This is a genomic window from Pseudomonas sp. SA233 (genome assembly GCF_054792385.1).
The window spans coordinates 3476075-3500095 of the sequence record NZ_CP096449.1; the positions used below are offsets into that span (position 1 = coordinate 3476075).

Annotated in this window: 23 protein-coding genes; 14 read left to right on the top strand and 9 right to left on the bottom strand. The window is 63.8% G+C overall.

What is annotated here, in order from left to right:
• Window positions 1–68: 68 nt before the first annotated feature.
• Entirely contained in the window at window positions 69–608 is a 540-nt protein-coding gene (locus tag M1D87_RS16020; protein WP_003259245.1) for an RrF2 family transcriptional regulator, read from the bottom strand.
• A 258-nt stretch (window positions 609–866) separates the two neighbouring features.
• Between M1D87_RS16020 and M1D87_RS16025 the strand changes: the two genes are divergently transcribed.
• Window positions 867–2069 (top strand): NAD(P)/FAD-dependent oxidoreductase, encoded by a 1203-nt coding sequence (locus M1D87_RS16025; protein ID WP_123084871.1) that lies wholly within the window; start codon window positions 867–869, stop codon window positions 2067–2069.
• A 153-nt stretch (window positions 2070–2222) separates the two neighbouring features.
• On the opposite strand, the gene M1D87_RS16030 is transcribed toward M1D87_RS16025, so the two are convergent.
• Entirely contained in the window at window positions 2223–3629 is a 1407-nt protein-coding gene (locus M1D87_RS16030) for a purine-cytosine permease family protein (RefSeq protein WP_015270727.1), read from the bottom strand.
• Window positions 3630–3947: 318 nt separating this feature from the next.
• On the opposite strand from M1D87_RS16030, the gene M1D87_RS16035 reads away from it, so the two are divergent.
• From M1D87_RS16035 to M1D87_RS16080, 10 genes are all read left to right on the top strand, one after another.
• Entirely contained in the window at window positions 3948–4433 is a 486-nt protein-coding gene (locus M1D87_RS16035; protein ID WP_003259250.1) for a flavin reductase family protein, read from the top strand.
• A 76-nt stretch (window positions 4434–4509) separates the two neighbouring features.
• A complete protein-coding gene (locus M1D87_RS16040; protein ID WP_039613864.1) occupies window positions 4510–5550 on the top strand; it encodes an LLM class flavin-dependent oxidoreductase in 1041 nt (346 codons plus the stop codon).
• A gap of 335 nt (window positions 5551–5885) precedes the next feature.
• The gene (locus tag M1D87_RS16045; RefSeq protein WP_003258678.1) at window positions 5886–6482 is read left to right on the top strand and encodes an amino acid synthesis family protein; all 597 of its coding nucleotides are present in this window, start codon (window positions 5886–5888) and stop codon (window positions 6480–6482) included.
• Between the two features lie 68 nt (window positions 6483–6550).
• Window positions 6551–7384, top strand: coding sequence for an alpha/beta fold hydrolase (locus M1D87_RS16050; protein WP_013973028.1), 834 nt, complete (start codon window positions 6551–6553; stop codon window positions 7382–7384).
• Window positions 7381–8862 (top strand): aldehyde dehydrogenase, encoded by a 1482-nt coding sequence (locus M1D87_RS16055; RefSeq protein ID WP_024087305.1) that lies wholly within the window; start codon window positions 7381–7383, stop codon window positions 8860–8862. Before M1D87_RS16050 ends, M1D87_RS16055 begins: the two co-directional genes overlap by 4 nt.
• A 13-nt stretch (window positions 8863–8875) precedes the next feature.
• The gene (locus tag M1D87_RS16060) at window positions 8876–9361 is read left to right on the top strand and encodes a flavin reductase family protein (protein WP_003258675.1); all 486 of its coding nucleotides are present in this window, start codon (window positions 8876–8878) and stop codon (window positions 9359–9361) included.
• A 151-nt stretch (window positions 9362–9512) separates the two neighbouring features.
• On the top strand, window positions 9513–9902 hold the full coding sequence (locus M1D87_RS16065; protein ID WP_008100863.1) for a carboxymuconolactone decarboxylase family protein: 390 nt from the start codon (window positions 9513–9515) through the stop codon (window positions 9900–9902).
• A 90-nt stretch (window positions 9903–9992) separates the two neighbouring features.
• Window positions 9993–10739: a GntR family transcriptional regulator gene (locus tag M1D87_RS16070; protein ID WP_013973031.1), complete on the top strand. Its 747-nt coding sequence runs from the start codon at window positions 9993–9995 to the stop codon at window positions 10737–10739.
• Window positions 10740–10760: 21 nt separating this feature from the next.
• Complete coding sequence (locus M1D87_RS16075; RefSeq protein ID WP_013973032.1) at window positions 10761–11324, top strand: NUDIX hydrolase; 564 nt, start codon at window positions 10761–10763, stop codon at window positions 11322–11324.
• A 182-nt stretch (window positions 11325–11506) separates the two neighbouring features.
• The gene (locus tag M1D87_RS16080) at window positions 11507–13288 is read left to right on the top strand and encodes an ATP-binding protein (protein WP_044047081.1); all 1782 of its coding nucleotides are present in this window, start codon (window positions 11507–11509) and stop codon (window positions 13286–13288) included.
• Window positions 13289–13291: 3 nt separating this feature from the next.
• Here the strand turns inward: M1D87_RS16080 and M1D87_RS16085 are convergent, their stop codons facing one another.
• Window positions 13292–13924 (bottom strand): LysE family translocator, encoded by a 633-nt coding sequence (locus M1D87_RS16085; RefSeq protein WP_123084872.1) that lies wholly within the window; start codon window positions 13922–13924, stop codon window positions 13292–13294.
• 240 nt (window positions 13925–14164) lie between these two features.
• A complete protein-coding gene (locus M1D87_RS16090; protein WP_061551660.1) occupies window positions 14165–14779 on the bottom strand; it encodes a LysE family translocator in 615 nt (204 codons plus the stop codon).
• 112 nt (window positions 14780–14891) lie between these two features.
• Between M1D87_RS16090 and M1D87_RS16095 the strand changes: the two genes are divergently transcribed.
• Entirely contained in the window at window positions 14892–15344 is a 453-nt protein-coding gene (locus M1D87_RS16095) for an Lrp/AsnC family transcriptional regulator (RefSeq protein ID WP_015270735.1), read from the top strand.
• Window positions 15345–15758: 414 nt separating this feature from the next.
• Complete coding sequence (locus M1D87_RS16100) at window positions 15759–17171, top strand: purine-cytosine permease family protein (protein ID WP_123084874.1); 1413 nt, start codon at window positions 15759–15761, stop codon at window positions 17169–17171.
• 126 nt (window positions 17172–17297) lie between these two features.
• Here M1D87_RS16100 and M1D87_RS16105 read toward each other — a convergent pair whose 3' ends face one another.
• The 5 genes from M1D87_RS16105 to glnT all read right to left on the bottom strand — a co-directional run bounded on the left by M1D87_RS16105 (window position 17298) and on the right by glnT (window position 23108).
• Window positions 17298–18602, bottom strand: coding sequence for an ammonium transporter (locus M1D87_RS16105; RefSeq protein WP_085720635.1), 1305 nt, complete (start codon window positions 18600–18602; stop codon window positions 17298–17300).
• A gap of 156 nt (window positions 18603–18758) precedes the next feature.
• Window positions 18759–20084 (bottom strand): FMN-binding glutamate synthase family protein, encoded by a 1326-nt coding sequence (locus tag M1D87_RS16110; RefSeq protein ID WP_123084875.1) that lies wholly within the window; start codon window positions 20082–20084, stop codon window positions 18759–18761.
• A 15-nt stretch (window positions 20085–20099) separates the two neighbouring features.
• Window positions 20100–20774, bottom strand: a complete 675-nt coding sequence (locus M1D87_RS16115; protein ID WP_013973040.1) for a GltB/FmdC/FwdC-like GXGXG domain-containing protein — start codon at window positions 20772–20774, stop codon at window positions 20100–20102.
• Between the two features lie 27 nt (window positions 20775–20801).
• Complete coding sequence (locus tag M1D87_RS16120; protein ID WP_232880591.1) at window positions 20802–21707, bottom strand: class II glutamine amidotransferase; 906 nt, start codon at window positions 21705–21707, stop codon at window positions 20802–20804.
• A 66-nt stretch (window positions 21708–21773) separates the two neighbouring features.
• Window positions 21774–23108 carry a type III glutamate--ammonia ligase gene (gene glnT / locus M1D87_RS16125; protein ID WP_123084877.1) on the bottom strand — a complete coding sequence of 445 codons (1335 nt, stop codon included), beginning with the start codon at window positions 23106–23108 and terminating at the stop codon, window positions 21774–21776.
• 314 nt (window positions 23109–23422) lie between these two features.
• Here glnT and M1D87_RS16130 point away from each other — a divergent pair, with 314 nt between their 5' ends.
• A complete protein-coding gene (locus M1D87_RS16130) occupies window positions 23423–24016 on the top strand; it encodes a helix-turn-helix domain-containing protein (protein ID WP_061551665.1) in 594 nt (197 codons plus the stop codon).
• The last annotated feature ends 5 nt before the right edge of the window (window positions 24017–24021 follow it).

Genomic DNA, 24021 nt, shown 5'->3' on the forward strand with positions numbered 1-24021 from the left:
TCTCTGGAACTTGTGGTGTACCTGTGGGAGCGGGTTTACCCGCGAAGAGGCCAGTACAGGCAGCAGATTCAGACCTGACTGACCGGAATATCCCCTGCCCCTTTGCCCTCCCGCCGCTCACCCATCCAGGCATTGACCTTCTGCCCGAACTCGGCCGGCGCCTTGCGCCCGAACCGCCGCGCCAGATCAAGGATGGTCTGCTGCGCCAGGGCCTCTTCCATGCGCTTCTGCGCACCCAGCATCACCGCGTGGATCGCGCAGGTGCCCTCGGTCGCCCAACCCGGCGGCGAACCCTCGAACAGGCTGCAACGCTCGCGAACTTCGCGGCAGTCGAAGATCTTCTTCGGCCCGTCGATGGCATTGACGATATCCAGCACGGTGATTTCATCCGACGGCCGCGCCAGCCGGAAGCCGCCACGCACGCCCTCGGTGGCGGCCACCAGACCGGCACGGGCCAGCTTGGTGAATACCTTGGCCAGGTACTCCTGAGGTACACCCTGCAACTCCGCCAGGTCGCGCACGCTGGACTCGCGCGAGTCGCCCCGCTCGTCCACCAGGAACAGCAGGCAATGGATACCGTATTCGACGCCAGCACTGTAGAGCGACATATCTATCTCCGACCAATCTTGTCGCAAATAATACGCCTATAGCATCCGCACCGCAAAGCGCAAAGCTGCCGTCTATCGGCCTTGTTTATCCCTTAAGCCCAGTAAATACAGCTATTCGAGCCGTGAAATGGTCATGCGGAGTGTCGGCCTGTGGGAAAAAAGACTTGCACGCACTAACTACGATCAATACAGTCGTAGTTATTCGAGAGGCACACAACCCGCCCTCGAAGCCCCTTTCGAACCTTGCGGAGCACCTTCATGAAATCGAACATCCTCATCATCGGTGCCGGCTTTGCCGGTGTATGGAGCGCCCTGAGCGCTGCGCGCCTGCTCGATCAGGCCCAGCGCGCCGACATCAACGTCAGCCTCCTCGCTCCACAGCCTGAACTGCGCATCCGCCCGCGCTTCTACGAGGCCGACGTGCACGGCATGAAGGCCCCGCTGGGCGAGCTGTTCGAAGCAGTGGGCATTCATTTCATCCCGGGCAACGCCGACAGCATCGATACCGAAGGGCGCAGCGTCAGCTACACCGACGCCCACGGGCACCGGCAACAGATCGCCTACGACCGCCTGATCCTCGCCGCCGGCAGCCAGGTCGCACGCCCGGCAGTGCCTGGCCTGGCCGAACATGCATTCGATGTCGACCAGATGGAATCGGCCATGCGCCTGGAACAGCACCTGGTCGGTCTGGCCACCCTGCCAGCTTCGCCTGCACGCAACACTGTGGTGGTCTGTGGCGGTGGCTTCACGGGTATTGAAACCGCCACGGAAATGCCTGCCCGCCTGCGTGCCATCCTCGGTGCCAGTGCAGCGGTGCGGGTGGTGGTGGTCGACCGCGGTCCGCAAGTTGGTGCGGCGCTGGGCGCCGGTATCACGCCGTCGATCATCGCCGCCTGCGAACAGGCCGGGGTCGAGTGGAAGGCCGGGGCCTCGGTAGTGGCTGTCGATGCCGGTGGCGTTACCCTGGACAACGGCGACCATATCGCCAGCAACACCGTGATCTGGACCGTTGGCGTGAAGGCCAGCCCGTTGACCGCACAGGTTGCCGGCGAGCGTGACCACTTCGGCCGGCTGAAAGTGGACGGCCACCTGAAGGTGCTCGGCCAGGACCATGTGTACGCCACGGGCGACACCGCCTGGGCCGCTGTGGACGAACTGGGCAACCATGCCCTGATGACCTGCCAGCACGCCATCCCCATGGGCCGCCACTCCGGCAACAACGCCGCGGCCGACCTGCTCGGCCTGCAGCCGGTGGTGTACCGCCAGCCCAAGTACGTCACCTGCCTGGACCTGGGCGAATGGGGCGCGACGTTCAGCGAGGGTTGGGAGCGCGAACTGAAGCTGCACGGCCAGGAAGGCAAAGACCTCAAGCGCCAGATCAACTCGGTGTGGATCTACCCGCCAGCGGCTGATCGCGCCCTGGCACTGGCCGCTGCCGACCCGCTGATCGCGATCGTCTGACCGCAGCGAGGTGCAAGCTGAAATAGCTGGGGCCGCGTTGCGGCCCATTCGCAACGCAAGGCTGCTCCTACATGCAACGCGATTCCTTTGTAGGAGCAGCCTTGCGCTGCGAATGGGCTGCAACGCAGCCCCTGTTACAGCAACGCCAATCTATCAGTCATTCACACTCACAACCCGCCCCGCCTTCTCGGCAGCCTTGCCCCGGGTCGCCAGGCAGTAATACAGCGGCACCGTCACCAGCAAGCCGAACAGCCACGACAGATCAGCCCCTTCGACGATATTGGAATACGGCCCCACATACAGCGACGTGTTGGCAAACGGCAACTGCACCAGGATGCCGCACGCATAGGCAATGATCGCGTGGTGGTTGAAGCGGCCATAGATGCCGCCATCAGCACTGAAGATCGAGGCGATGTCGTACTGGCCCTTCTTGATCAGGTAGAAGTCGATCAGGTTGATCGACGCCCACGGCACCAGCACCAGCAGCAGTGCCAGGATCAGGCCGATGAACTGGCCGATGAAGTCCGCCGAGGCATTCAGCGCTACCAGGCCGCAGCCCACCAGAATCACCGAAGCCAGCACCACCCGCACCTTGATGCTCGGCGTCCACTCGGCGACAAAGGTCTGGATCGCGGTGACGATCGACAGCACCGCGCCATACAGGTTGAGGGCGTTGTGGCTGATGATGTTGAGCAGGAACAGCACCATCAGGATCGGGCCCAGCCAGCCGGTGGCCTGCTTGACCGCATCCATTGCATCGGTGCCTTCCGGCACGCAAAGCACCGCCACCGCACCAAAGCTGAAGCACAGGATGGTGCCCAGGGTAGCGCCGAAGTAGGTGGCCCAGAACGGCTTGGCAATGCCCACTTCACGCGGCAGGTAGCGCGAATAGTCGGAGGTATACGGCGAGAAGCTGATCTGCCAGATGGTGCCCAGCGACACGGTGGCGATGAAGCCCGACAGGTTGAACGCGCCACGGCTGAAGAAGTCGGCCGGCAGTTCCTGGGCGAACATCATGATGAAGCCGGCCAGCAGCGCCGAACCCATCACCCAGGTACCGATGCGGTTGAGGATGTGAATGAAACGGTAGCCGATCACGCCAATGGCGGTGGCACTCAGCGCACCGATCACGATCGCGCCGGGCATCGGCACGCTCGGGGTGATGCCGTGGATGGTCTTGCCCGCCAGGACGATGTTGGAAATGAAGAAGCCGACATAGATCAGCGCGGTGAAGAACACGATCAGCAAGGCGCCGTAGCGGCCGAACTGGCCACGGCTCTGCACCATTTGCGGAATGCCCAGCTGCGGTCCCTGCGCAGAGGCAAGGGCAATGACCACGCCCCCGACCAGATGGCCCAGCACGATGGCGACCAGCCCCCATAACAGGTTCAGATGGAACACCTGGACCACCATGGCGCCGGTGACGATGGGCAGTGGCGCGATGTTGGTACTGAACCAGAGGGTGAACAGGTCGCGCGCCTTCCCGTGGCGCTCGGCAGGTGGAACGTAATCGACCGTGTGATTCTCGACAAACTGGTGTTGCGACGACGGTTGGGACATAGGATTTCAGCTCGAAAGGTCGTTTTTATCTTTGTAAGGAAACCGCATCTAGGCGGCCTCTCAGCTGCGGACCATATTATGGTATTCCAAACTTTTGACAACACTGATCCGTAGGAAAAAACGCCCACTGATCCGCTCGCGCAACCCCTGCGGCAAGCCGCCTCACCGCTCAAGCCCACGGTATACGCGGGCTTGAGCCGTTCATCGCGCAACACCCCTGCTTGAAAATTCCGCTTGCAAAATAGGTATTACGGTATACCATCAGACACATCAACGATAAAAACCGCGGACCACCGCAGCCCTATAGAGGTACACCAGATGATCGACGCAACCGTCTACAAGCATGTCCTGGGCTCCTTCCCGTCCGGCGTTACCGTCATCACCACCCTGGACGACGATGGCTCGGTCGTCGGTCTGACCGCCAGCGCCTTCTCCTCCCTGTCGATGGACCCGCCGCTGGTGCTGTTCTGCCCCAACTACACCTCCGACTCCTACCCCGTGCTGATCAGGCAGAAGCGCTTCGCCATTCATCTGTTGTCCGGTGAACAGCAGGCCGAAGCCTATGCGTTCGCCAAGAAGGGCAAGGACAAGGCCAGCGGCATCGAGTGGTCCCTGAGCGAACTGGGCAACCCGATCCTGGCCGGTGCCACCGCGGTCATCGAATGCGAACTGTGGCGCGAATATGAAGGTGGCGACCACGCCATCATGGTCGGCAAGGTGCACAACCTGATCGTCCCTGAAGAGGCGCCACGGCCGATGGTGTACTGCCGCGGCAAGATGGCCAGCCTGCCGGCCTTTGCCTGAAGCCTATTCTGAATCGAGACCGCTGGCGCCAACCCTGCCAGGCGCCAGCCCCTTTCAAGCGTTGAGGAAAGCCCCCATGAAATTTTCGTTGTTCGTGCACATGGAACGTTGGGATGAACAGGTCAGCCACCGCCAGCTGTTCGAAGACCTGACCGAACTGACCCTGATGGCCGAGAACGGCGGTTTCAGCACCGTGTGGATCGGCGAACACCACGCCATGGAATACACCATTTCGCCAAGCCCGATGCCGCTGCTGGCCTACCTGGCTGCGCGCACCGACAAGATCCGCCTGGGCGCCGGCACCATCATCGCGCCGTTCTGGAACCCGATCCGCGTGGCGGGCGAATGCGCCCTGCTCGACGTGATCAGCAAGGGCCGCATGGAAGTGGGCCTGGCCCGTGGCGCCTACCAGTTCGAATTCGACCGCATGGCAGGTGGCATGCCGGCCACCGACGGCGGCAAGGCCCTGCGCGAAATGGTGCCGGTGGTGCGCAAGCTGTGGGAAGGCGACTACGCCCATGACGGCGAAGTGTACAAGTTCCCCACCTCCACCAGCGTGCCGAAGCCCTACAACGCCGTACCGCCGATGTGGATCGCCGCCCGCGACCCCGACTCGCACAACTTCGCCGTGGCCAATGGTTGCAACGTCATGGTCACCCCGCTGATGAAGGGTGACGAGGAAGTGCTGGACCTGAAGAACAAGTTCCAGGCCGCCCTGGACAACAACCCGGGCGTGCCGCGCCCGCAACTGATGGTGCTGCGCCACACCCACGTGCACAGCCCGGCCGAGCCGGAAGGCTGGAAAGTCGGCGCCCAGGCCATCTCGCGCTTCTACCGCACCTTCGATGCCTGGTTCGGCAACAAGACCACCCCGGTCAACGGCTTCCTCGAGCCGAGCCCGGAATCGAAGTTCGCCGAAGTGCCGGCGTTCGATCTGGAGAACATCCGCAAGAACACCATGATCGGCACGCCGGAAGAGATCATCGCGCGTATCAAGTACTACCAGGAACTCGGCGTCGACGAGTTCAGCTTCTGGTGCGACAACAGCCTGCCCCACGCCGAGAAGAAGAAATCGCTGGAGCTGTTCATCAAGGAAGTGGTGCCGGCGTTCGCCTGATTTCCCATTGCCTGAAACATTGCGGGACGCGCCCGCTCTCGTGGGCCCCTGTGGCCCGCGTGAGCGGGCTTTTTTTGGGGGATTGATCCGTTGCCTGTACCGGCCTCTTCGCGGGTAAACCCGCTCCCACAGGTATGGCGCAGACCATGAACCCTGTGGGGTACCTGTGGGAGCGGGTTCACCCGCGAAGAGGCCGGTACAGAACGCCACAAAAACCCCGATACACAGCGCCTTTCGTCCCCTCGCAAGAGAAATTTCCAGCCACCTCTTGCACAACAAATATTATGGTATACCATCAGACAACAAGAGCTGATAACCCTCACCAGGAGCCACCCATGAGTTTCGAAATCCGCAAGATCGTCACCTACTCCGAAGAGACCCGCATCGAAGGCGGCAAGGCCACCGACAAACCGGTGACCATGGTCGGCCTGGCCGTCGTGATCAAGAACCCATGGGCCGGTCGCGGTTTCGTTGAAGATCTGAAGCCGGAAATCCGTGCCAACTGCTCGGACCTGGGTGCCCTGATGGTCGAGCGCCTGACTGCAGCCATCGGCGGCGCCGACAAGATCGAAGCCTACGGCAAGGCCGCAGTCGTCGGTGCCGACGGCGAAATCGAACACGCCTCGGCGGTGATCCACACCCTGCGCTTCGGCAACCACTACCGTGAAGCGGTACAGGCCAAGAGCTACCTGAGCTTCACCAACAAGCGCGGCGGCCCGGGCACCTCGATCCAGATCCCGATGATGCAGAAGGACGACGAAGGCCTGCGTTCGCACTACATCACCCTGGAAATGCAGATCGAAGATGCCCCGCGCGCCGATGAAATCGTCGTGGTCCTGGGCGCCTCCGACGGCGGTCGCCTGCACCCGCGCATCGGCAACCGCTACATCGACCTGGAAGAACTGGCTGCCGAAAAAGCCAACGCTCAATAACAACAACCAAGACGGGCCGGGGCGTGGCGTGCTTACCCGCCGCGCCCGACCTTCAAGGAGCGCCCTCCATGATTCAGCCTGTCGCTGAACGCACACCCGCCGGCACCAGCTACCTGTCCGTCGGCCAGGGCCAACCCGTGGTACTGATCCACGGCGTGGGCCTGAACAAGGAAATGTGGGGCGGTCAGTTCGTTGGCCTGGCCAACGACTACCGCGTCATCGCCTACGACATGCTCGGCCACGGCCAGAGCGCGCTGCCAGCCGCCGACATCGGCCTGGAAGGTTATGCCGCGCAACTCGCCGAACTGCTCGACCACCTGCAGATCGCGCAAGCCACCGTGATCGGCTTTTCCATGGGCGGCCTGGTCGCCCGGGCGTTCGCCCTCGAATACCCACAGCGCCTGGCTGCACTGGTAGTGCTCAACAGCGTGTTCAACCGCACCCCCGAGCAGAGTGCCGGCGTTATCGCCCGCGCCGCCCAGGCTGCGCAGCTTGGCCCTGACGCCAACGTCGACGCCGCGCTCGACCGCTGGTTCAGCCGTGAATACAAGGCTGCCAACCCGGCGCAGGTCGCCGCCATTCGCCAGGTGCTGGCGAGCAACGACCCGCAGGGCTACCACACCACTTATTCGCTGTTCGCCACCCAGGACATGTACCGCGCCGCCGACCTGGCCAGCATCCAGGTGCCGACGCTGATCGCCACCGGCGAACTCGACTCGGGCTCCACCCCGGCCATGACCCGCCAGCTTGCTGCCAGCATTCCTGGCGCACACAGCGTGGTCCTCGCCGAGCAACGGCATATGATGCCGGTGGAAGCACCGCGTGAAGTCAACAAGATGCTGCTGGACTTCCTCGCGCAAGCCCGCACCCTCACCGAATCCGCCAAGGGGATTGTTGCATGACCCTCGTTCGTTTCCAGATGTGCATCGACGGCCAATGGCGCGATGCCCAGAGCGGCAAGACCTTCGACAGCCTCAACCCGGCCACCGCCCAAGCCTGGGCGCAACTGCCCGACGCCGACGAGGCCGATGTAGAGCTGGCCGTGCAGGCCGCCCAGCGTGCCTTCGACAGCAAGGAGTGGCGCAGTATCACCGCCACCGCGCGCGGCAAGCTGCTGCGTCGCCTGGGTGACCTGATTGCCGAAAACAAGGAACACCTGGCCCAGCTGGAAAGCCGTGACAACGGCAAGCTGATCCGCGAAACCCGCGGCCAGGTCGGCTACCTGCCAGAGTTCTTCCACTACACCGCAGGCCTTGCCGACAAGCTTGAAGGCGGCACCCTGCCGCTGGACAAGCCCGACCTGTTCGCCTACACCGTGCACGAGCCGATCGGCGTGGTGGCCGGGATCATCCCGTGGAACAGCCCGCTGTACCTCACCGCCATCAAGCTGGCCCCGGCCCTGGCCGCCGGCAACACCATCGTGCTCAAGCCGTCCGAGCACGCCTCGGCGACCATCCTCGAGCTGGCCCGCCTGGCCCTCGAGGCCGGCTTCCCGGCCGGTGTGGTCAACGTGGTCACCGGCTACGGCCCAAGCACCGGCGCGGCGCTGACCCGCCACCCGCTGGTGCGCAAGATCGCCTTCACCGGCGGCGCCGCCACCGCCCGCCACGTGGTGCGCAGCAGCGCCGAGAACTTCGCCAAACTGTCGCTGGAGCTGGGCGGCAAGTCGCCGAACATCATCTTCGCCGATGCCGACCTGGACAGCGCCATCAACGGCGCCGTGGCAGGCATTTATGCCGCCTCCGGGCAAAGCTGCGTGGCCGGCTCGCGCCTGCTGGTGCAGGACGAGATCTTCGACGAGTTCGTCGAACGCCTGATCGCCCGCGCCAGGCGCATCCGCATCGGCAACCCGCAGGACGATGCCAGCGAAATGGGCCCCATGGCCACCGCGCAACAGTTGGCCGTGGTCGAAGGCCTGGTGGCCGCTGCCAAGGCCGAAGGCGCCAAGCTGCACATGGGCGGCAAGCGTGCCGAGGTCGAGGGTGACGGCTGGTTCTACGAGCCGACCCTGTTCGAGTGCGACAGCAACTCGATGACCATCATGCAGGAAGAGGTGTTCGGCCCGGTTGCCGCGGTAATCCGCTTCAAGACCGAGGAAGAGGCCCTGGCCATCGCCAACGACTCGCAGTTCGGCCTGGCCGCCGGCATCTGGACCCGCGACCTGGGCCGTGCCCACCGCCTGGCCCGCGACGTGCGTTCGGGGATCATCTGGGTCAACACCTACCGTGCCGTGTCGGCCATGGCGCCGATCGGCGGGTTCAAGAACAGCGGCTACGGCCGTGAGAGCGGCATCGATTCGGTGCTGGCCTATACCGAGCTGAAGACCGTGTGGATCAACCTGTCCACGGCGCCGATGCCCGACCCGTTTGTGATGCGCTAAGAGGTAGCACGAGATGATCGAACCAGGCATCTACAAAGACGTGATGGGCTCGTTCCCGTCCGGCGTCACCGTGGTCACCACCCTGGACGCCGACGGTGGCATCGTCGGCATCACCGCCAGCGCGTTCAGCGCGCTGTCGATCGACCCGGCGCTGGTGCTGTTCTGCCCCAACTACGCCTCCGACACCTACCCCATCCTGCGTGACAGCAAGCAGTTCGCGATTCACCTGCTATCCGCCGACCAGACCGCCGAGGCCTATGCCTTCGCCGGCAAGGGCAAGGACAAGGCCAAAGGCATCGACTGGCACCTGAGCGAGCTGGGCAACCCGCTGCTGGCCAAGGCCACGGCGATCATCGAATGCGAGCTGTGGCGCGAGTACGACGGCGGTGACCACGCGATCATCGTCGGTGCGGTGAAGAACCTGGTGCTGCCGGCCGAGCCGGTAACGCCGATGGTGTACCACAAGGGCAAGCTGGGCGCCCTGCCGCCCCTGGGCTGATGGACCTTGAGCTCGGCGTTGGCTTCTTCGCGGGTAAACCCGCTCCCACAGGGATCGCACAGATGCTGAAACCTGTGCAGTACCTGTGGGAGCGGGTTCACCCGCGAAGAAGCCAACGCAAATGACCCTGTTTAAATCCGGAGTACTGCACATGAGCAATGAAAAGTACGAAAAAGGCCTGCAGATCCGCACCCAGGTACTGGGCGAGGACTACGTCAACCGCTCGATCCAGAACGCCGACGACTTCACCAAGCCGTTGCAGGAGCTGGTCACCGAATACTGCTGGGGCCACGTCTGGGGCCGCGAAGGCTTGTCGCTCAAAGAGCGCAGCATGATAAACTTGGCCATGATTTCCGCGCTCAACCGGCCCCACGAGCTCAAGCTGCACATTCGCGGCGCCTTGCGTAATGGCCTGAGCCGTGAACAGATTCGCGAGATCCTGCTCCAGGTCGGCATTTATTGCGGCGTGCCCGCGGCGGTGGACAGTTTCCGCCTGGCCCGCGAAGCGTTCGCTGAAGCCGATGCGGAGTCAACCCGTTAACACCGGGCTGTTCGAACCCACGCAAGGAGCACCCAAGGTTCGTGGTGCTGTTGCGGTTGCGGCCGGGCAGCCTCTTTAAGAGCGCACTTGATGAAACGCCAGCCACTCGACGACAGCTTCAAGGTCAATCGCAACCCCGTTACCCTGCGCGAAATCGTGCTCGACAAGCTGCGCGCCGCGATCATGAACTTCCACCTGCTGCCAGGCGATCGCCTGGTCGAGCGCGACCTCTGCGACCGCCTCGGCGTCAGCCGCACCTCGGTGCGTGAAGCCCTGCGCCACCTGGAATCCGAAGGCCTGGTGGAATTCGCCGACGCCAAGGGCCCGCGCGTGGCCATCATCACCCTGGAAGACGCCCGCGATATCTACGAGCTGCGCTGCGTGCTCGAAGGCCTGATCGTGCAGCTGTTCACCCTGAACGCAAAGGCCAAGGACATCCGCGCCCTGGAACGCGCGCTGGAGGTCAACCGCGAAGCCCTCGAGGAAGGCGAACTGCAACAGGTGCTGGACTCGGTACAAGGTTTCTACGATGTGCTGCTGGAAGGCTCCGGCAACCAGGTGGCCGCCCAGCAGCTGCGCCAGTTGCAGGCGCGCATCAGCTACCTGCGCGCCACCTCGGTGTCGCAGGAGAACCGCCGCGGCGCCAGCAACCGCGAAATGGAAAAGATCGTCGAGGCGATCAAGAGCGGCGACCCGCTGGTTGCCCACCAGGCCTCGGTCGACCACGTCCGCGCCGCCGCCAAGGTGGCCCTGGACTACCTGCGCCAGAAGCAGGATGACAACGTCAAGGTGCGCGAGATGGTCGAGCCCCTGGCCTTGAAGGATCCCCGCATATAAGCAACCCACAGGCCACCGATCATGCCCAACGCCCCGCGCTACTGCCCGCACTGCACCACGGAACTGGCCCGGGGCGTTCCCACAGGCGACACCCACGAACGCCTGCACTGCACCGGCTGCGGCTACATCCACTACATCAACCCGAAGATCATCGCCGGCTGCATCATCGAGCGTGATGGCAAGTACCTGCTGTGCCAGCGCGCCATCCCGCCGCGCCCCGGCACCTGGACCTTGCCGGCCGGGTTCATGGAGGCCGGCGAAACCACCGAGCAGGCGGCCCTGCGCGAGGTCTGGGAGGAAAGCGGCGTACGCGCCGAAATCGTCTCGCCGTACTCGATCTTCAGCGTCCCGAAGATAAGCGAGGTCTACATCATCTTCCGCGCCATCGCCACCGAGGAAACCGGGCAGTACGGGGCGGAAACGCTGGCCTACAGGTTCTTTGAGCCCGACGAGATCCCGTGGGATGAAATCTACTATCCGGCAATCCGGCAGATTCTCGAGCGCTATATCCTCGAGCGGCAAGCCGGGGTTTATGGCATCTACATGGGCAATGACGACACTGGCAAGGTGCACTTCATTCGCTAGCTTGTACCGGCCCTATCGCCGGCAAGCCAGCTCCCAAAGGACTGCACATGACTTGAAGTCGATGCGGTCCAGGTGGGAGCTGGCTTGCCGGCGATAGGGCCGGTACAGCCACCAAAAATTCTCGCCAAACGTCTATTCTGGATGCACCCTTAAGGCCTTACGCAAAAGGACCAGCAGTGCACATGGCAAAATGGCTAGACGGCGGCGGGCTGATGGCCGAGCGCATCCGCAACCACGATTGGGCCGCCACCCCGCTGGGCCCGCTGGAGCACTGGCCCGACCCGCTGAAAACCAGCCTGGCGCTGTGCCTGGCCTCGCGCTTTCCGCAAGCCGTGCTCTGGGGCCCTGACCTGCTCACCCTGCACAACGACGCTTTCTCGCAGATTCTCGGACAAAAGCCCTCGGCATTGGGCATCCCCTTCCGCGCCGTGTGGCAGGAGGCCTGGGCCGACATCGGCCACATGGCCAACCGCGCCCTGGCCGGCGAGGCGGTGTACATCGAAGACTTCCCGCTCGTCATCGACCGCAACGGCGGCCCCGAACGGGCCTATTTCACCTTCTGCTACAGCCCCATACGCGACCACGACGGCAAGGTGCTGGGCATGCTCGATACAGTCACCGAAACCACCGCCAGCGTGCTCGCCAACCAGCGCCTGAACTTCCTCGACGACCTGGGCCGCGCCGTGGCAGACGCCACCGACCCGGACCAGATCCTTGCCACTACCACGCGCATGCTGGTCGAGCACCTGCAACTGTCGAGTTGCGCCTATGCGGTGATGGAGCCCGACGAAGACGGTTTCACCATCTGCGGTGACGCCGTGGCGCCCGGCTCGCCGCATCTGTTGGGCCGCTATCGGTTGCAGGATTTTGGCAAGCTGGCGCTCGGCCGCCTGCGCAATGGCCTGCCGTTGGTCATCCAGGACAACCTGAGCGAGCTATCCCCGGAGGAAGCTGCCACCTTCCAGGCCATCGGCATTACCGCGACCATTTGCATGCCCCTGATCAAAGGCGGCCGACTGACCGCGCTGATGGCCATCCACGACAAGGTGCCACGGGAGTGGACCCACTATGAACAGACGCTGATCAGTGAAGTCACCGAGCGCTGCTGGGCGCATATCCAGCGGGTACAGGCCCACGCCGAAGTCCGCGAAGCCATGGCGGCACTGGAGGCGCTGAATGCCACCCTCGAACAGCGCGTGGATGAACGCACCAGCCAGTTGCTGCACACAGAAGCCGTGCTGCGCCAGACCCAGAAGCTCGAAGCCATTGGCCAACTTACCGGTGGCGTGGCTCATGACTTCAACAACCTGCTGACCATCATTCGCTCGTCGCTGCATTTTCTGCAGCGCCCCAACCTCGATGCACAGCGTCGCGAACGCTATCTCAAGACCATGTCCGACACTGTCGACCGCGGTTCCAAGCTGACCGGCCAGTTACTGGCCTTCGCCCGCCGCCAAGCCTTGAGCCCGCAAGTGTTCGAGGCAGGGCCACGGCTGGAGGCCATGGCCGACATGCTCGACACTGCCACCGGTGCGCGGATCCAGGTCGAGCTGCAGTTGCCACAGGCGCCTTGCCATATCCGCGCCGACCTCAATCAACTGGAAACCGCGGTAATCAACCTGATGCTCAACGGCCGCGACGCCATGGCCGGCGAAGGCACCTTGCAGCTGCGCCTGCAGGCTGACCAGTCACTGCCCGCCCTGCGCGGCCAGGCGCCACAGCCGGGCCCGTTCGCGGCGATTTCGGTAAGCGACAGCGGTGTCGGCATTGCCACCGAACTGCTGGAGCGTATCTTCGACCCGTTCTTCACTACCAAGGCACCGGGTGAAGGCACCGGGCTCGGGCTGTCGCAGGTGTTCGGTTTTGCCAGGCAGTCCGGGGGCGATGTGCAGGTGAAGAGTGTGCCGGGCCAGGGCACCACCTTCACCTTGTACCTGCCCCAGGAGCCGCCGCCTGAGGCCTAGCGGTCAACGCCGCCCTTCGGCCAGCATGCGCACGGCCAGGCCCGCCAGCACTATACCCATCAGCCAGCGCTGAACCTGCTGCCATAGCGGGCGACCGGCGAGGAATACGGCGATCGACCCGGCCATGATCGCGATCAGTGCATTGACCGAAACGCTGATGGCGATCTGCGTCGACCCCAGCACCAGCGACTGCAGCAGCACGCTGCCATGCCCCGGCTCGATGAACTGCGGCATCAACGACAGGTACATGACGGCGATCTTGGGGTTTAGCAGGCTGGTGGCAAAGCCCATGGTGAACAGCCGCCGCGGGCTGTCGGCAGGCAGGTCGCGAACCTGGAACGGCGACCGGCCACCAGGGCGCAGCGCCTGCCAGGCCAGGTACAACAGGTACAGCGCGCCACCGATGCGCAGCGCGTCGTAGGCAAAAGGCACGGCCATCACCAGGGCGGTGATGCCCAGCGCGGCGCAGAACATGTAGATGACGAAGCCAAGGGCCACACCACCCAGCGAAATCAGCCCGGCCTTGCGGCCCTGGCAGATCGATCGGGAGATCAGGTAGATCATGTTCGGCCCTGGGGTCAGGACCATGCCGAGGCAGATCAGGGCGAAGGTGAGCAGTTGCGTGGTTTCGGGCATGGGGCACATCCTGGTTGTGCGTTGAAGTGCTGCGAGTCTATCCGAGGCCATGCATGTCGTCTTTACCCTTGGCTCTCGCCTGCCAGGTTAACGCGGCAACCTGTAGGAGCGGCCTTGTGTCGCGATAGGGCTGCAAAGCAGCCCCAGGATTTCAGCGCAGGTGCACAAATCGCCGGGGCTGCTTTGCAGCCCTATCGCGACACAAGGCCGCTCCTACAAGGGCTAACGCACGCCAGTGAGTCAGCTGATCTGGCCGGCTATCAAGCCCAGGGCCACCGTAATCATCGCCACCCCCGACACCCGGCCAACCAGTTTCGCCGCCCCAGGCCGGGTGCTCAGCACGGCTTTGGCGCCAAAACCGACCAGCGAATAGATCACCAGCGAGCTGCACAGGTGCACCAGGCCCAGCAGCAAGATCTGCAACGGCACCGGCCAGCTCGACTGCGGGTCGGTGAACTGCGGCAACAACGCCAGGAACAGCAAAAACACTTTCGGGTTCAGGCCACTGACGCAAAACCCTTTCAATGCCCAGCGGGACCCCGACTCCCCCGCACCATCCTGCCCGGCCGCCGGCAAGGCCGGGCTCAGCAGCAGGTTGCCACCCAGCCACAGCAGGTAGCTACACCCCGCCAGGGTCAGCAAGGTCAGCGCCAGCGGGTGGCCGGCCAGCAGGCTGCCGACCCCTGCCGCCACCACCAGGGTCGCAAGGAAATGCCCCGACAACATCCCCGCCACCGCGGGCATCACCCAGCGCCCCCGCATGCCGGCCGAAATGGCATAGGCCCAGTCCGCGCCCGGCGTAATCACGAACAGCATCGACACGGCCCAGAACGCCGTCAGAACACTGAGAGCCACTTGAATCTTCCTTTTTCCACTGCTTTGGGATGACGAAAGATTACGGATTCCGCCGAGGGATTTTCTTTCGTATATTCCCCAACAGCCCTCAATTACTGGAAGATCCTTCTCAATGGACAGGACTGATCGAAAAATCCTTGCCGAACTGCAAAAAGATGGTCGGCTATCGGTGACCGAACTGGCCGACCGTGTGGGGCTCAGCCTGTCGCCCTGCCATCGGCGCTTGAAGGCGCTGGAGGAGTCCGGGGCGATTCTTGGCTATCACGCCCGCCTGGCGCCGAGCGCCCTGGGGCTGAACTTTGCCGCGCTGGTATTCGTGACCTTGCGCGAAGTCACTCGCCAGCCGGTAGCGGACTTTGAAGCGGCGCTGGCCGAAATCCCGCAGATCGTCGAGGCGCAGCGGCTGTTTGGCGACCCGGATTATCTGCTGCATGTGGTGGCCAAGGATTTGCCGGCGTTCCAGAAGCTGTATGACGAGCAGCTGACCAGCATTCCCAATGTGAAGCGGTTGAGTTCGACGCTGGTGATGAAAGAGGTGATTCAGGATCGGTTGTTGCCGATGTAGCGTTGTTGCCTGTGCCGGCCCTTTCGCGGGTAAACCCGCTCCCACCTTGACCGCATTGATTTCAAGTCATGCGCATTACCTGTGGGAGCGGGTTCACCCGCGAAAGGGCCGACACGGGCGACATTTTTATCTGCCCTGCAAACGCGCACGGCGCCCCAGAAAAGCACACCGCTTCTTACCTCAATATTGCCCAAACCCCTCTAGCCCAAGCCCTCCCGCACCCTGGCACCCTCCTTGCTACTGTCCTCCGCTTAACCTTTTGTCAGCCTTAGGTTTTTTAAGGTTTATGGGCACATATTTACTAATTTCTCGTTATCCCCGCGCCCCGCATCATCGCTCCAACAAGAACGCGTCGCCCTTCGCCGGCACGCCCCCGGGCAGCTCCCGATGCCCTACCTTGCCTTGGAGTCAGTCATGACCAGTGCAGCCAATTCGGCACCCCTCATAGAAAAACACACGATCGGCTACGTGCCCCCGCAAGACCGCCATGGAAAGGTAAGGGATCTGTTCACACTGTGGTTCGGCGGCAACATCGCGCCGCTGCCCATCGTCACAGGCGCGCTGGGCGTGCAACTGTTCCACCTGAACCTGGTGTGGGGCATCGTCGCCATCCTGGTCGGTCACCTGGTCGGTGGCGTACTGATGGCGCTGCACTCGGCCCAGGGCCCGCAGATGGGCATCCCGCAAATGATCCAGAGCCGCGCCCAGTTCGGCTCGCTCGGCGCGCTGCTGGTGGTGGTGATCGCCGGGGTCATGTACATCGGCTTCTTCGCCTCCAACATCGTCCTCGCCGGCAAGTCGCTGCACGGCGTGGTCGATGCCGTGCCGGTACCGGTGGGCATCGTCATCGGTGCGCTGGGCTCGGGCATCATCGGCATCATCGGCTACCGCTTCATCCACGTGCTCAACCGCATCGGCACCTGGGTGCTGGGTATCGGCATCGTGGTCGGCTTCGGCTACATCTTCAGCCACGTGCAAAGCGACGACTTCCTCACCCGCGGCGGCTTCAACCTGGCCGGCTGGCTGGCCACCGTGTCACTGGCGGCGCTGTGGCAGATCGCCTTTGCACCCTACGTGTCGGACTACTCGCGCTACCTGCCGGCGGACGTGAAGGTCAGCTCGACGTTCTGGACTACCTACCTGGGCTCGGCCCTGGGTTCGAGCCTGTCGTTCATCTTCGGCGCTGTGGCGGTGCTGGCGATCCCGGCCGGCATGGACACCATGGATGCAGTCAAGCTGGCCACCGGTACCCTCGGCCCGATCATGCTGGTGCTGTTCCTGCTCAGCGTGATCAGCCACAACGCACTCAACCTGTATGGCGCAGTGCTGTCGATCATCACCCTGGTGCAAACCTTCGCCCACCGCTGGATCCCCACCGCCAAGAGCCGCGCCGTGCTGTCGCTGGTAGTACTGACGGCCTGCTGCGTGGTGGCGGTGTTCGCCTCGGCGGACTTCATCGGCCACTTCGTCGACATGGTGTTGGTGCTGCTGGTGGTGCTGGTGCCGTGGACAGCAATCAACCTGATCGACTTCTATGCCATCCACAAGGGTGACTACGATATCCAGTCGATCTTCCAGGTCGATGGCGGTATCTACGGGCGCTACAACCCGCAGGCGCTGATCGCCTATGCCGTGGGTATCGTGGTGCAGATCCCGTTCATGAACACGCCGCTGTATGTCGGGCCGATTTCCGAGCATATCAACGGAGCGGATCTGTCTTGGCTGGTGGGGTTGGCGGTTACTTCGCCGCTTTACTGGTGGCTGGCCAGCCGTGATAGCGCCTACCGTCGCCGGCAGATGAATGCCAAGGTGGCCATGGGGCACTGATTCGAACTGTCCTGGCCTCTTCGCGGGTGAACCCGCTCCTACAGGGATAGCGCACGTCTCAGGATCTGTGCTTTCCCTGTGGGAGCGGGTTTACCCGCGAAGAGGCCGTTACAGGCAACACATCAATCAGAGGTTGTAGGCCCGCTCATTGTGCTCCGCCAGGTCCAGCCCCTGTTCTTCCTCTTCCCGGCTGGCCCGCAGCCCGATGGTCAGCTTGATCGCCCCCAGAATCGCCCAACTCACCACAAAGCAATACACGAAGGTGAACGCCACCCCCTTCAACTGCACCAATGCCTGCCCGACCGGTGATGCACCCTCCACATAGCCGCCCAACGCAGGCGCGGCAAAGACCCCGGTAAGGATCGCGCCGACCATTCCGCCCACGCCATGCAGGCCGAACACATCCAGGCTGTCGTCATAACCCAGCGCCTGTTTCAACCGGGTCACGGCAAAGAAGCAGATGGCCCCGGTCAACAACCCGATCACCAGCGCGCCCAACGGCCCAACGAATGCACAGGCCGGGGTAATGCCGACCAACCCTGCCAAAGCCCCTGAAGCCGCACCCAAGGCCGTCGGCCGACCATGCGCCACCTTCTCGGTCAGCAACCAGCCGACAATCCCCGCACAGGCCGCCACCATGGTCGCCAGCATCACCACCCCTGCCGCCTGGTTGGCCGCAAGCCCCGAGCCGACGTTGAAGCCGAACCAGCCCACCCACAGCAACCCGGCGCCCACCAGGGTGAAACCGAGGTTGTGCGGCGGCATGGCCACCTGCGGGTAGCCCTTGCGCTTGCCCAGCATCAACGCCGCAGCCAGCGCTGCCACGCCGGAGTTGATATGCACGGCGGTACCGCCGGCAAAGTCCAGCACACCCCAGTTGACCATCAATGCCCCCGGCCCGCCCCAGACCATATGCGCGATCGGCGCGTACACCAGCACGAACCAGGCGGCCATGAACAGCAACGAAGCACTGAACTTCATGCGCTCGGCAAAACCACCGGCAATCAGCGCCGGGGTAATGATGGCGAAGGTCAGCTGGAACACTGCGAACACGCCTTCGGGGATGGTGCCGACCAGGCTGTCATGGCCGATGTCCAGCATCAGCGCCTTGCCCAGCCCGCCAATGAAGCTGTTGAGGGTCAGCTGGCCCTCGACCATGCCGGCGGTGTCCACTACCAGGCTGTAGCCGAACAGCACCCAGAGAATGCCGATCACCCCGGCAACGGCGAACAGCTGGGTGAATACCGAGAGGAAGTTCTTGGCCCGCACCATGCCACCGTAGAACAGTGCCAGGCCCGGGATGCACATCATCAGCACGAACATCGCGGCGCAGATCATCCAGGCGGTGTTGCCGGTGTCCAGGGTGGGGTCGGCGGCGTGGGCCTGGGTGGTCAGGGCTAACAACATTACAGCGAGGGTGAGGTGCTTCATGGAGTCACTCCTGTGTGAATGGTGGGGCTGCCTTGCAGCACATTCGCGACACAAGACCGCTCCTACAGGGGGCCGCGCAGGCTCAGAGACGCGGTCCCCTGTAGGAGCGGCCTTGTGCCGCGAATGGGCCGCAAAGCGGCCCCAATTACCGATAACTCAGTACTGCGCCTGCCCCGGCACCCAGGCAGTCCCCGCCAACGGCACCCGTGCCATCGCCGCAGCCTCCACGGTCAACGCCACCAGGTCCTCCGGGTCGAGGTTGTGCAAGTGCGACTTGCCACACGCCCGCGCCATGGTCTGCGCCTCCAGCACAAGCACCCGCAAGTAGTTGGCCAGCCGGCGCCCGGCCTCCTCCGGGTTCAGGCGCCTGGCCAGCTCCGGGTCCTGGGTGGTAATGCCGGCCGGGTCGCGGCCGTTCTGCCAGTCGTCATAGAATCCGGCCGCAGAACCGATCTTCTTCAGTTCGGCATCCAGCCGCGGGTGGTTGTCACCCAGCGCGATCAGCGCCGCAGTGCCAATGGCCACCGCATCAGCCCCGAGGGCCATGGCCTTGGCCACGTCGGCGCCATTGCGAATACCCCCGGAAACGATCAGCTGCACCTTGCGGTGCATGCCCATTTCCTGCAGCGCCTGCACTGCCTGCGGAATGGCCGGCAGGATCGGGATGCCGACGTGCTCGATGAACACTTCCTGAGTCGCGGCGGTACCGCCCTGCATGCCGTCGAGCACGATCACATCGGCACCGGCCTTCACCGCCAGCTTCACGTCGTAGTACGGGCGGCTGGCGCCGATCTTCACGTAGATGGGTTTTTCCCAGTCGGTGATTTCGCGGATCTCGGCAATCTTGATCGCCAGGTCATCCGGCCCGGTCCAGTCCGGGTGGCGACAGGCGCTACGCTGGTCGACGCCGATCGGCAAGGTGCGCATGCCCGCCACCCGCTCGGTCACCTTCATGCCGAGCAGCATGCCGCCACCGCCCGGCTTGGCACCCTGGCCGAGGACGATCTCGATGGCATCGGCCTTGCGCAGGTCGTCGGGGTTCATGCCGTAGCGCGACGGCAGGTACTGGTACACCAGGTGCTGCGACTGGCCGCGTTCCTCCGGGGTCATGCCGCCGTCGCCAGTGGTGGTGCTGGTGCCGGCGATGGTCGCACCACGGCCCAAGGCCTCTTTGGCGTTGGCCGACAGCGCGCCAAAGCTCATGCCGGCGATGGTCACCGGAATTTTCAGGTGCATCGGCTTCTTGGCGAAGCGGGTGCCCAGCAGCACATCGGTGCCGCACTTCTCGCGGTAGCCTTCCAGCGGGTAGCGCGACACGCTGGCACCGAGCAGCAGCAGGTCGTCGAAGTGCGGCACGCGGCGCTTGGTGCCGCCGCCGCGGATGTCGTAGATGCCGGTTTCGGCGGCACGCTGGATTTCCTGGATGGTCAGGCGGTCGAAGGTGGCCGACTCACGCAGTACCGGGGGGAATTGCTCGCTCATGGGAATGCTCCTGGATCAGTACGCGCTGGCGTTGTCGACTTTGAAGTTGTACAGCTGGCGAGCCGAGCCGTAGCGTTTGAAATCGGCAGCCTTGTGGTCCAGGCCCGCCTTGTTCAGCAGCTCCTGCAGCTCTTGCAGGTGCTCGGCGCGCATCTCTTTCTCGATGCAGTCCGAACCCAGTGACTGCACCGAACCCTTTACGTAGATGCGCACCTCGTACAGCGAATCGCCCAGCGCATCGCCGGCATCGCCACACACCACCAAACGCCCGGCCTGGCCCATGAAGCAGCTCATGTGGCCGATGCTGCCGCCGACGACGATATCCACGCCCTTCATGGAAATACCGCAGCGCGCGCCGGCATCACCCTCGATCACCAGCAGCCCGCCATGGGCTGTGGCGCCGGCGGCCTGGGAGGCGCTGCCCTTGACCCGCACCGTGCCGGACATCATGTTCTCGGCCACGCCGACACCGACGTTGCCATGCACGGTGACGCTGGCCTGCTGGTTCATGCCGGCGCAGTAGTAGCCGGCATGGCCTTCGATATCCACGGCCACGGCGGCGTTGATGCCCACGGCCAGGTTGTGCTTGCCGTCGGGGTGGGTCACCCGCCATTCGTGGTCCTGCACCTCACCGTGCAGGGACTGGTTGAGGACGCGCACCGAGGTGCTGGAAAGGTCGATCGTATTCATGTGGTTCTCCAGTGGGTCGGTGGCAGGTCAGGCGCTTTCGCGTTCCCAGACGTACAGGGTGGCCGGGGCCGGTTCCCAGACCTTGGCATTCTCGATGCCCGGCAGGCTGGCCAGTGCCTGGTACTCCGAGGCCATGGCCACGTAGTCGTCGGTCTCGGCCAGCACGGCGGGTTTGCAGGCGATCGGGTCGCGGATCACGGCAAAGCCATTGCGGGTGCCGATGGCAAAGGTGAAGAAGCCGTCCAGGTCTTCCAGGGCGCCATCCAGGGCCTGGGCCAGGCTGTCGCCCTGCTGCAGGCGCCAGGTCAGGTAGCCGGCGGCCACTTCGGTGTCGTTGTCGGTCTCGAAGCTGATGCCTTCGCGCTTGAGCTCCTGGCGCAGACGGAAGTGGTTGGACAGCGAGCCGTTGTGCACCAGGCACAGGTCGGCGCCGGTGGAGAACGGGTGGCTGCCCTCCATGGTCACGGCGCTCTCGGTGGCCATGCGGGTATGGCCGATGATGTGGCTGCCTTTCATGCCGGCCAGGCCGAAGCGGCTGGAGATTTCCGCCGGCAGGCCCATGCCCTTGAGGATCTCGATGCTCTGCCCGGCGCTCATGATGCGCACTTCAGGGGCCAGTTCGCTGAGGGCCTGGCGGGCCGACGCCTCGCGGGTGTGCACCTTGAGCACGGCGGCGCTGGCGTTCTGGAACCAGTCCAGCGAGCAGCCCAGGCGCCCTTCCAGCTGGCCCATCAGGGCCGCCCAGGGGTAGTTGACGTCAGTGGCCTGCAGGGTCAGCTTGACCCAGCCATCGGCCACTTCGTCGCCGTAGATGGCAAAGCCGGCGCTGTCCGGGCCACGGTCGGTCATGGCTTTGAGCATGGGTTCGAAGAGCTTGCCGAGCTGGGCTTCCAGCTCGGGTTTTTTCAGGTACAGACCTACGATTCCACACATGATGATGCTCCTTACTAGGCAGTGGGCGACCGCTTTCGTGCTGGCTGCCCAAGGGATTGGGGGCGCTCAGAAGAATTCGGTGTAACGCTGGATTTCCCAGTCGGAGACGTGGCGGCAGTACTCCACCCACTCCATGCGCTTGAGCTTGATGAACTCATCGACGATCTCGGCGCCCAGCACTTCGCGGAACAGCGGGTCGGCCTCCAGGGCGTCGGCGGCTTCCTTCAACGACTGCGGCAAGGTCTTGATGCCACGTGCGGCAATCTCTTCCAGGCTCAGGTTGTAGAGGTTCTCGTTGCACATCTCGCCCGGCTCCAGTTGGCGGTCGATGCCATCGAGGCCGGCGGCAATGATCGCGGCGGTGACCAGGTACGGGTTGCAGCCAGCGTCCGGCAGGCGGAACTCCAGGCGGCCATAGGGGATGCGCACCATCGCCGAGCGGTTGTTGGCGCCGTAGGCGACAAACGCCGGGGCCCAGGTAGCGCCGGAAAGCGAGCGGCCGACCACCAGGCGCTTGTACGAGTTGACCGTGGGCGCGGCGAAGGCGCACAGCGCCGGGCCATGGGCCAGCAGGCCTGCGGCAAAGTGGTAGGCCAGCTTCGACAGGCCCATGCCGCTGCTGTCGGACGGGTCATGGAACAGGTTCTTGTTGGTACTGCTGGCCAGCGACAGGTGGAAGTGCATGCCATTGCCGGCGCGCTTGGGGTCGGGCTTGGGCATGAACGAACAGATCATGCCCAGGTCGTTGGCGATCTCGCCGGCGGCCATGCGGAAGAAGGTGAAGCGATCGGCCGACTCCATGGCGTCGCTGTAGGTGTAGTTGATCTCGAACTGGCCGTTGGCGTCCTCGTGGTCGATCTGGTAGATGTCGAAGCCCACCGGCTGCAACGCCTCGGTCAGGCGCTCGAGGAACAGCCGCGAACGCGACAAGCCTTTGTAGTCGTAGCACGGCTTGTCGAGGTTGTCGGAGGCATCCACCAGTTGCAGCTTGCCATCCTCGTCGCGGCGGAACAGGCTGAATTCGGGTTCCAGGCCGGTGTTCAGGGTCCAGCCCTTGTCGGCCAGGCGCTGCACCTGCTGCTGCAACACATAACGGCTGTCGTAGGGCCAGGGTTGGCCGTTCACGTGGCCTACGCACACCACCCGGCCGTAGCCGGGCTGCCACGGTACCGGGATCAAGGTGGAAAGATCGCCGCGGGCCATGAAGTCGGGGCCGTGCGGCTCCATGCCCATGCCGCAGATGGCGAACCCGGCAAAGCCGGCGCCCTCCTCGGCCACCATCTTCAGGCCCGAGACCGGCACCGATTTGGTCTTCGCCGAGCCATGGATATCGACGAACTGTGCCAGCACGTACTTGATGCCGTGCTGATCGAGGGTGCGCTGGGTTTCTGTTGGCAACATGGGTTGAACACTCCTGGGCAAGGGGCAATGATTCCGCATGAGAAACTTACTTTCCTCACAGGAATGCAATGCGCTTGCCAACTTTGTTCAGGGTGCAACCTTGTTGTGCCTGTTCGGGTCTCTTCGCGGGCCTGTGGGAGCGGGTTCACCCGCGAAGAGGCCCGCACCGGCAACCCAAAACCCAAGCAGATTTCCATGCTCCATTTATGGGAAACTTGTTTTCACCCGAGGAAAGATGCGGCCACCGTAGCTGCATTTCGCACTTTCCCAGTGCGAAAACTTTATTCTTGAACTGAAACCGTGCAGGACATTCGATGCCAACCGAAACCGAACCGCGCCTTCGCCTGGAGCAGTACCTGGGCCTGCAGATCAAGCGCCAGCGCCAGGCCCAGTCCCTCAAGCTCGCCGACGTGGCGCGCATCGCCGGCATCAGCCAAGGCATGCTCAGCAAGATCGAGAACGCCCAGGTATCCACCAGCCTCGACACCCTCAGCCGCCTGTGCGACGTGCTGGGCATGCCGATGGCCAAGCTGTTCAGCCAATATGACCAGCCCGACGGCAATGCCTTGTTGGTGAAAGCCGGTGAAGGGCTGGAGGTGGTGCGCCGCGGTACCGAGAAGGGCCACACCTACCATTTGCTCAATCACGCCAGGGGGCCGAAGAAGAACTTCGAGGCGTACATGGTGAGCATGGACGACGCCAGCGAAGAGTTCCCGACCTTCGCCCACCCCGGCACCGAGTTCCTCCACTTGCTGGAGGGTGAACTGGTGTACCGCCACGGCAACCAGCTCTATCACATGCAGGCCGGCGACAGCCTGACCTTCGACGGCGAGACCCCGCACGGCCCCGAGCAGTTGGTGCAAGTACCCATCCGCCTGTTGTCGATCATGAACTACAGCGACGAGTGACGCGG

Coding starts and splice junctions, on each gene's coding strand:
- M1D87_RS16085 (WP_123084872.1), bottom strand. CDS start 13,924: ATGCCCGAAACCACGCAACTGCTCACCTTCGCCCTGATCTGCCTCGGC.
- M1D87_RS16045 (WP_003258678.1), top strand. CDS start 5,886: ATGAGTTTCGAAATCCGCAAGATCGTCACCTACTCCGAAGAGACCCGC.
- M1D87_RS16050 (WP_013973028.1), top strand. CDS start 6,551: ATGATTCAGCCTGTCGCTGAACGCACACCCGCCGGCACCAGCTACCTG.
- M1D87_RS16105 (WP_085720635.1), bottom strand. CDS start 18,602: ATGAAGCACCTCACCCTCGCTGTAATGTTGTTAGCCCTGACCACCCAG.
- M1D87_RS16130 (WP_061551665.1), top strand. CDS start 23,423: ATGCCAACCGAAACCGAACCGCGCCTTCGCCTGGAGCAGTACCTGGGC.
- M1D87_RS16095 (WP_015270735.1), top strand. CDS start 14,892: ATGGACAGGACTGATCGAAAAATCCTTGCCGAACTGCAAAAAGATGGT.
- M1D87_RS16110 (WP_123084875.1), bottom strand. CDS start 20,084: ATGAGCGAGCAATTCCCCCCGGTACTGCGTGAGTCGGCCACCTTCGAC.
- M1D87_RS16055 (WP_024087305.1), top strand. CDS start 7,381: ATGACCCTCGTTCGTTTCCAGATGTGCATCGACGGCCAATGGCGCGAT.
- M1D87_RS16060 (WP_003258675.1), top strand. CDS start 8,876: ATGATCGAACCAGGCATCTACAAAGACGTGATGGGCTCGTTCCCGTCC.
- M1D87_RS16020 (WP_003259245.1), bottom strand. CDS start 608: ATGTCGCTCTACAGTGCTGGCGTCGAATACGGTATCCATTGCCTGCTG.
- M1D87_RS16065 (WP_008100863.1), top strand. CDS start 9,513: ATGAGCAATGAAAAGTACGAAAAAGGCCTGCAGATCCGCACCCAGGTA.
- glnT (WP_123084877.1), bottom strand. CDS start 23,108: ATGTTGCCAACAGAAACCCAGCGCACCCTCGATCAGCACGGCATCAAG.
- M1D87_RS16120 (WP_232880591.1), bottom strand. CDS start 21,707: ATGTGTGGAATCGTAGGTCTGTACCTGAAAAAACCCGAGCTGGAAGCC.
- M1D87_RS16100 (WP_123084874.1), top strand. CDS start 15,759: ATGACCAGTGCAGCCAATTCGGCACCCCTCATAGAAAAACACACGATC.
- M1D87_RS16040 (WP_039613864.1), top strand. CDS start 4,510: ATGAAATTTTCGTTGTTCGTGCACATGGAACGTTGGGATGAACAGGTC.
- M1D87_RS16025 (WP_123084871.1), top strand. CDS start 867: ATGAAATCGAACATCCTCATCATCGGTGCCGGCTTTGCCGGTGTATGG.
- M1D87_RS16035 (WP_003259250.1), top strand. CDS start 3,948: ATGATCGACGCAACCGTCTACAAGCATGTCCTGGGCTCCTTCCCGTCC.
- M1D87_RS16070 (WP_013973031.1), top strand. CDS start 9,993: ATGAAACGCCAGCCACTCGACGACAGCTTCAAGGTCAATCGCAACCCC.
- M1D87_RS16080 (WP_044047081.1), top strand. CDS start 11,507: ATGGCAAAATGGCTAGACGGCGGCGGGCTGATGGCCGAGCGCATCCGC.
- M1D87_RS16030 (WP_015270727.1), bottom strand. CDS start 3,629: ATGTCCCAACCGTCGTCGCAACACCAGTTTGTCGAGAATCACACGGTC.
- M1D87_RS16115 (WP_013973040.1), bottom strand. CDS start 20,774: ATGAATACGATCGACCTTTCCAGCACCTCGGTGCGCGTCCTCAACCAG.
- M1D87_RS16075 (WP_013973032.1), top strand. CDS start 10,761: ATGCCCAACGCCCCGCGCTACTGCCCGCACTGCACCACGGAACTGGCC.